At 56.4% G+C, this 8,591-nt stretch carries 9 protein-coding genes; 1 reads left to right on the top strand and 8 read right to left on the bottom strand.

Features of this window, described 5'->3' with window-relative positions:
- The 7 genes from istB to RO069_RS07605 all read right to left on the bottom strand — a co-directional run.
- Positions 1-526, bottom strand: a 526-nt coding sequence (istB, locus tag RO069_RS07635; protein WP_328186462.1) for an IS21-like element ISSpu5 family helper ATPase IstB, incomplete at its 3' end; no start/stop codon positions are given.
- A gap of 11 nt (positions 527-537) precedes the next feature.
- Positions 538-2,079 carry an IS21-like element ISSpu5 family transposase gene (gene istA / locus RO069_RS07630; RefSeq protein ID WP_328186460.1) on the bottom strand — a complete coding sequence of 514 codons (1,542 nt, stop codon included), beginning with the start codon at positions 2,077-2,079 and terminating at the stop codon, positions 538-540.
- A 626-nt stretch (positions 2,080-2,705) separates the two neighbouring features.
- Positions 2,706-3,020 carry a HigA family addiction module antitoxin gene (locus RO069_RS07625; protein WP_011786638.1) on the bottom strand — a complete coding sequence of 105 codons (315 nt, stop codon included), beginning with the start codon at positions 3,018-3,020 and terminating at the stop codon, positions 2,706-2,708.
- Positions 3,021-3,032: 12 nt separating this feature from the next.
- Positions 3,033-3,311 carry a type II toxin-antitoxin system RelE/ParE family toxin gene (locus RO069_RS07620; RefSeq protein ID WP_011786639.1) on the bottom strand — a complete coding sequence of 93 codons (279 nt, stop codon included), beginning with the start codon at positions 3,309-3,311 and terminating at the stop codon, positions 3,033-3,035.
- Between the two features lie 436 nt (positions 3,312-3,747).
- On the bottom strand, positions 3,748-4,518 hold the full coding sequence (locus tag RO069_RS07615; RefSeq protein WP_328186459.1) for a magnesium transporter: 771 nt from the start codon (positions 4,516-4,518) through the stop codon (positions 3,748-3,750).
- 105 nt (positions 4,519-4,623) lie between these two features.
- On the bottom strand, positions 4,624-5,421 hold the full coding sequence (locus RO069_RS07610) for an undecaprenyl-diphosphate phosphatase (RefSeq protein ID WP_114435585.1): 798 nt from the start codon (positions 5,419-5,421) through the stop codon (positions 4,624-4,626).
- A gap of 206 nt (positions 5,422-5,627) precedes the next feature.
- Complete coding sequence (locus RO069_RS07605; RefSeq protein WP_202336522.1) at positions 5,628-6,398, bottom strand: hypothetical protein; 771 nt, start codon at positions 6,396-6,398, stop codon at positions 5,628-5,630.
- Positions 6,399-6,538: 140 nt separating this feature from the next.
- Between RO069_RS07605 and corA the strand changes: the two genes are divergently transcribed.
- Positions 6,539-7,612 (top strand): magnesium/cobalt transporter CorA, encoded by a 1,074-nt coding sequence (gene corA / locus RO069_RS07600; RefSeq protein ID WP_114435584.1) that lies wholly within the window; start codon positions 6,539-6,541, stop codon positions 7,610-7,612.
- Between the two features lie 545 nt (positions 7,613-8,157).
- On the opposite strand, the gene RO069_RS07595 is transcribed toward corA, so the two are convergent.
- On the bottom strand, positions 8,158-8,484 hold the full coding sequence (locus tag RO069_RS07595) for a type II toxin-antitoxin system TacA family antitoxin (protein ID WP_328186458.1): 327 nt from the start codon (positions 8,482-8,484) through the stop codon (positions 8,158-8,160).
- Positions 8,485-8,591: the final 107 nt, after the last annotated feature.

Here is an 8,591-nt window from a genome sequence, read left to right as displayed (position 1 = left end):
CGCTCAGCTTCATCAGCCCCCAGTCATCCAGGATCAGCACGTCGACCTTGGCCAGGCTGGTCAGGAGCTTTGAGTATTGGCCATCGCCCTTGGCGATGGTCAGCTCTCGTAGCAGCCGGGTCAGGCGGACGTACTGGGCGGTGTAACCCTCCCGGCAGGCCTTGTGTGCCAGAGCACAGGCCAACCAGGTTTTCCCGACGCCAGTCGGGCCGGTGATGAGCACGTTCAGGTGTTCCTTCACCCACTGGCAGCTGGCCAGACTCTGGACAAGCCCTTTATCCAGGCCCCGTGAGTTCCGGTAATCAATGTCTTCGAGGATGGCGGCGTGTCGCAGCTTGGCCCGGCGCAGGCGGCTGCTCATGCGTCGGTTGTCCCGTTCCGTCATTTCCCGGTCGACCAGCAGGCCAAGGCGCTCCTCGAAGCTCAGGTCGGTAATGTCGGGGGTGGCCGATTGATCCGCCAGGGCGGCGGCCATGCCGGTCAGTTTGAGGGCGTGGAGCTTATCCAGCGTGGGATGTTTCAGCATGTCAGGTTCCTTCAGTGGTAGTAGGCGGGGCCACGGATGTTGTCGTGTGTGTCGGGTAAGGCCAGTTCTTGTTGCTCTTCCAGGGGCTGCTCATCCAGGCGGTGCTTGAGGATGGATTCGATGCTCTTGTATCGGCAGCTGCCCAGCATCAGGGCGCGTTGGCAGGCACGTTCTAATCGTGCCTCGCCGTAGCTCTGGCCCAGCCGGAGAATGCCCAGACAGGACCGATAGGCCTGTTGCGGATGCTTTCTTGCCCCCAGCGCGGTACGGATAAGCTTTTCAGTTGCCGGTCCAGTCTTGGCTGCCCAGGCGGTCAGTCGCTCTGGGGTCCACTCGCCGGCTTGGCGATGGGACTCCGGCATGTGAGCGGCGATGGTGCTATGCCGACCCTTCTGATCCGAACGCCGGTGGCTGGCGATCCGGTTGCCCCGGTGGAAGCATTCGATGGTGTTGTGGGTGATCCGGACCTCCACCTCTTTCTTGATCAGGGTGTAGGGCACCGAGTAGTAATGCCCATCGATGGCCACGTGGTAGTCAATGTGTACTCGGGCTTTTTTCCACTCGGCGTAGACATACGGCTCGGCGGGTAGCGGCTGTAGAACCGGCTGGTCCAGCTGTTTGAAGTGATCAAGCCGGCACCCGGGCAACTTGCGGAAGGGGCGGCTATTGAGCTTCTCCAACAGCTCACGGATGGTGGCGTTGAGCTGCCCCAGGGAGAAGTGCTGACGATGGCGCAGGGCCGCCAGGATCCAGCGCTCAACGATCAATACGCCACCTTCCACCTTGGCCTTGTCACGGGGCTTGCGAACCCGTGTAGGGACAACGGCCACGCCATAATGGCCAGCCATATCCTGATAGGTCGGATTGAGGTCCGGCTCGTAGCGATGGGCCTTGCTGACGCCGGAACGGAGGTTATCCGGAACCACCAGTTCCGGCACGCCGCCCAGGAACTCGAAGGCTCGGATGTGGGAGCCGATCCAGTCCGGCAGGGTCTGGCTCCAGGTGGCCTCGGCGTAGGTGTAATTGGACGCACCCATCACCGCCACAAAGACTTGCGCCTCATGGATCTCACCGGTGGTGCGATCAATGACGGGCACCGTGTGCCCAGCATAGTCCACGAACAGCTTTTCACCGGCTCGGTGGTCCTGACGCATCACCAGATCCAGCTTGCCCTGCCAGGCCCGGTAATGGTCGCAGAACCAGCTGTATTGATAACCGTCCGGGTTGGCCTCCCGGTACTCCTGCCAGAGCAGGAACAGGGTGACGTTCTTGCCCCGGAGCTCATCGTGGATTCGCTTCCAATCCGGAATGCCTCGGGCCTGTGCCGGCAGATCCGGTGGTGGCGGGAACAGCCGTTGCTCCAGCTGGGCTTCACTCAGATCCTCTGGCAGCGGCCAGCCAAGCTCCGCCTCAGCAGCACGCCGCAGATACTCGCTCACAGTGGGGCGACTGATGCCGCAGGCTGCGGCAACCTGCCGGTTACTCAGCCCTCGCTCCCACTTGAGGCGAAGGACTTCTTTGATTTTACGCATGGATAACCTCTTCGCTGGCATCTGGCCCTCTCCGGATGAAAAGGAGCAGAGTACCGTTAGTTATCCCGCGCCGGACGTTTTGATGGGGAAATCAGGCAGCCTGCCAAGGTGGCAGCTTTGCCGTGGAATCAGTGGCAGCTTTCGCGTGGAATGGGTGGCAGGCTTCGTCTGGAATCAGTGGCAACCTTGGTCTGGAATACGCATCAGCTCATGAATGTCATGCATACAGCAATTAATTAGGCTACTGAAATACCGCGTTATTCATAATTTTCCATATCATCGGTGATCGCCGGGTCGGAATAGTTATTCCACTTTATCGTTAGTGCATCCGATTAAGCGGTACCAGCCTTCAAAATTGAATCGAAAGCCGATTCGAAGCTGAGAGCTGCAAATGTCCGCTTTTGTTTAGGTATTGCCTGGAATGCGGGACGGTCGCAAAGCGAACCATGTTCTTTGTAGCAACGGGTGTAACCAGATCGTTTAGCGGGGATCCTTTACCATTCGGAGGACGGAAGTGCGAGGGATGCGCAAGGCCGTCTCGCAAAGCGGGATGAGCGAATAGCGAGCCCGGAGAAGCCCGCCCCGAAGGGCGCGCTCAGGTGATCGCGATCAAAGTGTTGGTGGACTAACCAGGTGACGGGCTGAGCTCAGGCCGCCTCATGATCAGACTTTCGAGGCTTGATGAGCTTCTTGATTTGATCGGATTTCTCCGCGCGGACACGACGCAGGTCATAATCGGTCTGCAAATTGAGCCAAAACTGCTCAGTAGTCCCAAAGTAACGAGCCAAACGCATGGCCGTATCCGCGGTCACACCACGACGCTCGCGAACAATCTCGTTCAGGCGCTGTGCAGGAACATAAAGTTCTTTTGAAAGCGCATTCACACTCATGCCAAGAGGCTCAAGGTAATCCTCAAGTAAAATCTCTCCTGGATGGATAGGGCGCATACCTACAGTAACCATTGCGCGACCTCCTTAGTGGTAATCAACAATCTCCACGTCTTCCGCCCCTTCATCTGTCCAGCGGAAACACAATCGCCACTGGTCATTGATCCGGATGCTGTGTTGCCCCTCTCTGTCTCCAGAAAGCGGCTCAAGTCTATTCCCGGGCGGAGACTTTAAATCTTTAAGAGCTTCAGCGCTTAGCAGCTGCTGTAACTTACGCTCGGCCGTTCGCTGGATTGCATTGAAACGCCGAGTCTTACCTGTTTTTACAAGCTCCTCTGTGTGCTTGCACTTAAAGCTCTTGATCATGGTTACCCACCTTATAACGTTGCACGTTAAACGTGAAATACGATTTAGTTATAATAACACATTTTTTTATAACGTGTGGAATCGAGAAAACACTTGGCGGGAGTGCTGCAGTTTACCACGAAAACGCATCATCCGGTCGCACTTGCGAACCATATAAAAAGGCCCGAGAAAGCGGGCCAGGAAAAAACAAACCAAACTTACCAGGCAAAGCCTGGCAGCCTGATTTTACGAGAGACGCTACCATAGCGATTGATCACTGAGCGTAGGAGACCGTTCTCTGGCAAACTTGGCAGTTTCAAAGCTCTGTACAATTTATTCGATAGTCAGCAGAGCCCACTGTATAAAAAGGTCCGTCAGGGTCGAAGTGCTCCGGAAATCCGCACCGAAAACGGTAGCGCACGGTTTCAGTAACGGACATTACTAAGGAGCAGTTGGATTAAATACCGGGGGGCAGGTCATCCTGAACATCCATAGCATCATCGTGGGTCACTATACCTACCATTGCTTCGTGGTCATCCACCACCGGAATAGCCAGCAGGTCGTAGTCTGCAATCAGTTTGGCGGCCTGGGACTGCGGATCATGGACATTGACGCTGACGGTATCCCGGTGAATCAGTTCCCCTACTTTCTGATCATCAGGCGCGATCACCAGGCCGGCCAGGGTTATGGTGCCGAGCAGCCGGCGCTCACTGTCCAAAACATAGGCAATGTAGATGGTTTCTTTGTTCAGTGCCTGGGCTCTCAAACGCTCTACCGCCCGCCGTGCATTGATGTGGCCCGGAAGTGTCGCGTACTCGCTGGTCATGATGGCGCCAACGGTGCCTTCCTCATAACCGGCCAGTCGCAAGAGGTCCTCCCGTTCGGCTTTGGCCAGTGCCGGCATAAGGATTTCCTGTACATCTTCCGGCAACTCCTGATACAAGTCGGCCCGTTCATCGGCGTTCATTTCGGTAAAAAGACGGGCCAGTGCATGCTGATTCAGGCGGCGAACCATGCTGAGTTGGTGGGACGTGGACAGATAGGCTAGAACTTTCGCCTGCCGGGCTAGCTCCAGGTGGTCAAACAGCTCGTAAGCGTAGTCAGGCTCGAGTTCGTCGATAACAGAGCCGATATCCGCTGGGTGACGACTGCTGAGTAACGTTAGCGCCTGTTCCCAGTTATCCTGACCCAGAAACTCCCGGATTTGCTCCTTCAGCTCCAGTTCCACAGCTTCGGTCATAAGCAACCTTTCACATTAAGAAAAAACGACCATCCAAGGCGTGCCTTGAACTGTTTCATTCATTGGCTCAACCATGTGATATGCCAGCGGCGTTTACATTAGGACAGCGTATATAACTATTGCAAGAACAATCCGGTAGAGCACATAGGGCGACATGCCCACCTTATTCAGCCACTTCAGGAAGAAGTGGATGGCAATGATAGCCATGATGAACGACGTAACCCCGCCCACCAGAAAACCGAACCAGTCGACGGCAACCTCCGATGTGGCCGCTTCCAGCAGTTTCACCGCCGAGGCCAAGGCGGTAATCGGAATGGCCAGCAGGAACGAAAACCGGGAGGCGGTCTGCCGGCTCATCCCCAGAAACAAGCCTGCGGTGATGGTGGCACCGGAGCGGGAGGTGCCCGGCACTAGCGAAAGAGCCTGTGCACACCCCACGATAAGGGCATCTTTCCAGGTCAGGCTGTGCAGAGTCCGACCCTTGTTGGGCCGCCAGTCGGACCAGCCCAGCAGCAGCCCGAATACCAGGGTGGTAAAGAAAATGACTTCCACCGCCCGAAGCTCGTTGTCGATCATATCCAGCAGCGCCAGCCCGACCAGGCCGGCGGGGATGGTGCCGACCACCAAGAACCAGGCCATGTTGCCCTGGCCGACCATCTGGCGCCGGGCCAGGGAGATAAGCCCATCGCGGGTAATGCCAAACACGTCTTTACGGAAGTACAGCACCACCGCTAGCAAGGTGCCCACATGCACGGCCAGGTCAAAGCCGACCCCCTGATCTTCCCAGTCAAAGAAAGCGGGGATCAGGATCAGGTGGCCGGAGCTGGAAATGGGCAGAAACTCGGTCAATCCCTGCAGAATGCCTAGGAAAAATGCCTGGAAGAAGTCCATGAAATGTTGTCCGTTTGCTGGCCGGGAATCGCTGTCAGATTGCCGGCGGGGGATCGTATCAGATGGTGGCCAGCCGGAACAGGCAAAGGATTATGTGATCGGCAGCGCCTCCCTGCTCAGGCCGGGAATCTCTGTCGCTTGATATTTGCAATTCGCACCGATGGAGTGGTGTCGGGCTGAAGTCTGCAGTTGCGCGAGAGGGCGGCTCATTTCAGCGCGGCAGACTCGGAATAGCCCTGGTGTTTGAGCTCGTTCACCAGTTCAATCACTGTCAGCAAACTGTGGCTGATCCCCAAACGGCCGATCTGGTGATAGAAGGCTGCATCCTCGGGGTGCCGGTCGGCCTTGCGGTACTGGCGGATGTGGCCGCAAACGTCGCTCAGTTCGGTGTGCAGCCGCATCAGCAGTGACACCAGGGAGGGCTCCATGTACTCGGAATACTTCATGTTCAGAATGTCCCACAAGTCCCGGGCCTTTTCCTGGAAATACTCGTAGCTGCTTTCGCTGAACAAGCTCTTGTCACACAGTTTCGCCATCAGTTCCTCGCCGGTGCGGGTTTCCAGCTCGTGCAGAAAGCGGGCGCGCTCGGAACGGATTCGCCCGTGCTGTTCGGCTTCTTCCGGGCCTTCGGTAATGTTCGGGTCAAAGCCGAAGGCGCGGCCGGCCACGCCGTCCCGAAGGCGGTTGATGTGGCGGGCAATTAAGTAGTCAATGTGCCCGCGCACCAGTTTCCAGCGGTTGGCCTTGGAGCGCACCAGCAGCGAATCGATGATGAAAAGGGTGAAGGCGGCGCCGAGCAACTCGGTAAACAGGCCGAGGGTCAGGTCCGGGTGGATTGCCTGGAAGATCCAGAGCAGTGCCATGGTCGCGAAGATGGTGCCGTAGACGGCCAGCGGGATCTCGGACCGCTCGATGGCAGTGGCGAGGTTCCGGATCAGGACCGGCTGGTTTTGGTGGGGTTTGGGGTGTTCGGTCACGTGCGCTCCATTCGGTCTGGACAGACGGTGAGACGGCATCCAGACTTTCTGTCATCGAACAAAAAGTCGCGTACAGTCCAGAACATAGCATAATAAGGCCAGCATGCAGCGCAAACCAGAACAATTAACAAGGCGGGCAGATGGCCTATTTCAGCAAACACTATCATGACCCCGGCACGGCGCCGGGCACCCTGGTGGCGGCGAGCGACCATAAAGGGCCAGTCACGGTTCACCTGATGGACTACACCGATGACCACGTGGAAGAGGTCAGCCTGGGCCGGGCAGTCGACTGCCGGGATTATCTGGATCGGCCCTCGAAAACCTGGGTGCAAATCAACGGCCAGGCCGACCCGGACACCCTGCGCAAGCTCGGCGACCTGTTTGACCTGCACGACCTGGCCCTGGAAGACGTGCTTAACACCGGCCAGCGACCGAAACTGGAAGTGTACGACGACCAGCTCTTCATCATCGCCGCCATGCCGTTCTACGATGGCACCACCCTGGAGATTGTTCAGATCAGTCTGTTCGTGGGGCAGGATTACCTGATCTGCCTGTGCCCGCTGGACGAAGACCCGTTCGAGCCGGTACGCAAACGGATGCGTATGCCCAACAATCGGCGTTTTACCTCCCGGGGGATCGATTACCTGCTGTATGCTCTGATGGATCTGATTACCGATTCCGCCTTTCCGGTGCTGGAGGAGTTCGGAGACCAGCTGGAGGTAATGGAAGCTGCACTGCTGGAAAACCCCAAGCAGAAAACCCTGGCCGGTATTCACGGACTCAAGCGAGAGTTGCTGATGCTGCGCCGAGTGCTGTGGCCCCAGCGGGAGCTGATGACCAGCCTGATGCGGGCAGAAGACCCGCTGATTAGTGCCGACACCCAGATTTACTTCCGCGACTGCCACGACCACAGCGTGCAGATCATCGAGCTATTGGAGAGCTTCCGGGAAATGGCCACCAGCATGGTGGATATTTACCTGTCCAGCATCAGCCAGCGCACCAACGAAACGATGCGGGTGCTCACTATCATCGCCACCATCTTCATCCCCCTCACCTTTGTGGTAGGGATCTATGGCATGAACTTTGAAAATCCTGACAGCCCCTGGTCCATGCCGGAGCTTGGCTGGCACTACGGTTATCCATTGGTTTGGGGCGTGATGATTGGTATTGCTGGGGGGCTGATCTGGTTCTTCAAACGTCGTGGTTGGATGTAGGGTTGGACAGTAAACAAATGATCATCGGCTTCAGAACCGAATTGCCAGCCCGCCAAACGGGAGCTGGTAGATCGTCAGGTCGATGGAATCCAAGCCCGGTGCAAACAGGCTGTTGTCCAGTGTTGCCGACGTGCTCTGCCTCCCGATATAGAGCTCTCCCTGTTTGCCAGGCTCTGCAAGATCAAAAATTGAACGATGTGAGGCTGAACGCAGCTGCTGAGGGTTGCGCGATCAGTGCAGATGCCAGAGTGGCCGTGAAAAGAGATCGAAGCATCATATCTCTTTTAGTCTCTGAGCTGATTTGAATTTTTCTGTCATTTGATGTGAACAAGGGCGCCACCATGACGCCAAACATACTCAGGAATCATGAGCGTGCGAAGGTCCGCTTTTGTCTAAGAGATCGAAGATGCCTGGGAGGATCGCAAAGGAGAATTTCGAAATGGGCGGTCAGTGCCGAAAGCAAAGGGAATTTTGCCCCATCGACCTCGCCATATTCCTAAGTTTAAACTGGCTCGAAAAAAGCGTTTACTTTTTCGAGACCGGAATCAAATGATATCCGGTCGTGGAGCTGGCTGTTCAGATCCTCGATTATTAACCCGTTCCTGTTTCCGCATACGACGGCGCCGCATCGCAGCTGTCAGCGTCTCGTTTGCAGGTTCCGGAGACTCACAAGCCGCCTGAAAAGCTGCAAAGGCTTCACTGTTCAACCGCACCACTTCCGCCTCCTCGATTGTTCGGCTAGCTTTCTCTCGAATTGCCTGCACAACAAATTCACTGAGAGTTTTCGAACCCACCAGAGCAGAAGCACGCGACGCAAGGGTTTTAATTTCTGGATCCAACCTAAGATCCAGCCTTGAGAGCTTGCTCTTCATCTTCATCTCCCGACTAAGGCTTTCCTTTGTGGAAAGTGCCCCAATCTTCCTTCTAGTGTGCCGTTCGGTTAATTCGCTGACTCATATTGGTTATAATGAGGCTATCG

The organism is Marinobacter sp. OP 3.4 (assembly GCF_036224885.1).
Classification (GTDB): domain Bacteria; phylum Pseudomonadota; class Gammaproteobacteria; order Pseudomonadales; family Oleiphilaceae; genus Marinobacter.
Note: the sequence above shows the minus strand (reverse complement) of the source record. Positions and strands in the feature narration are given on the sequence as shown.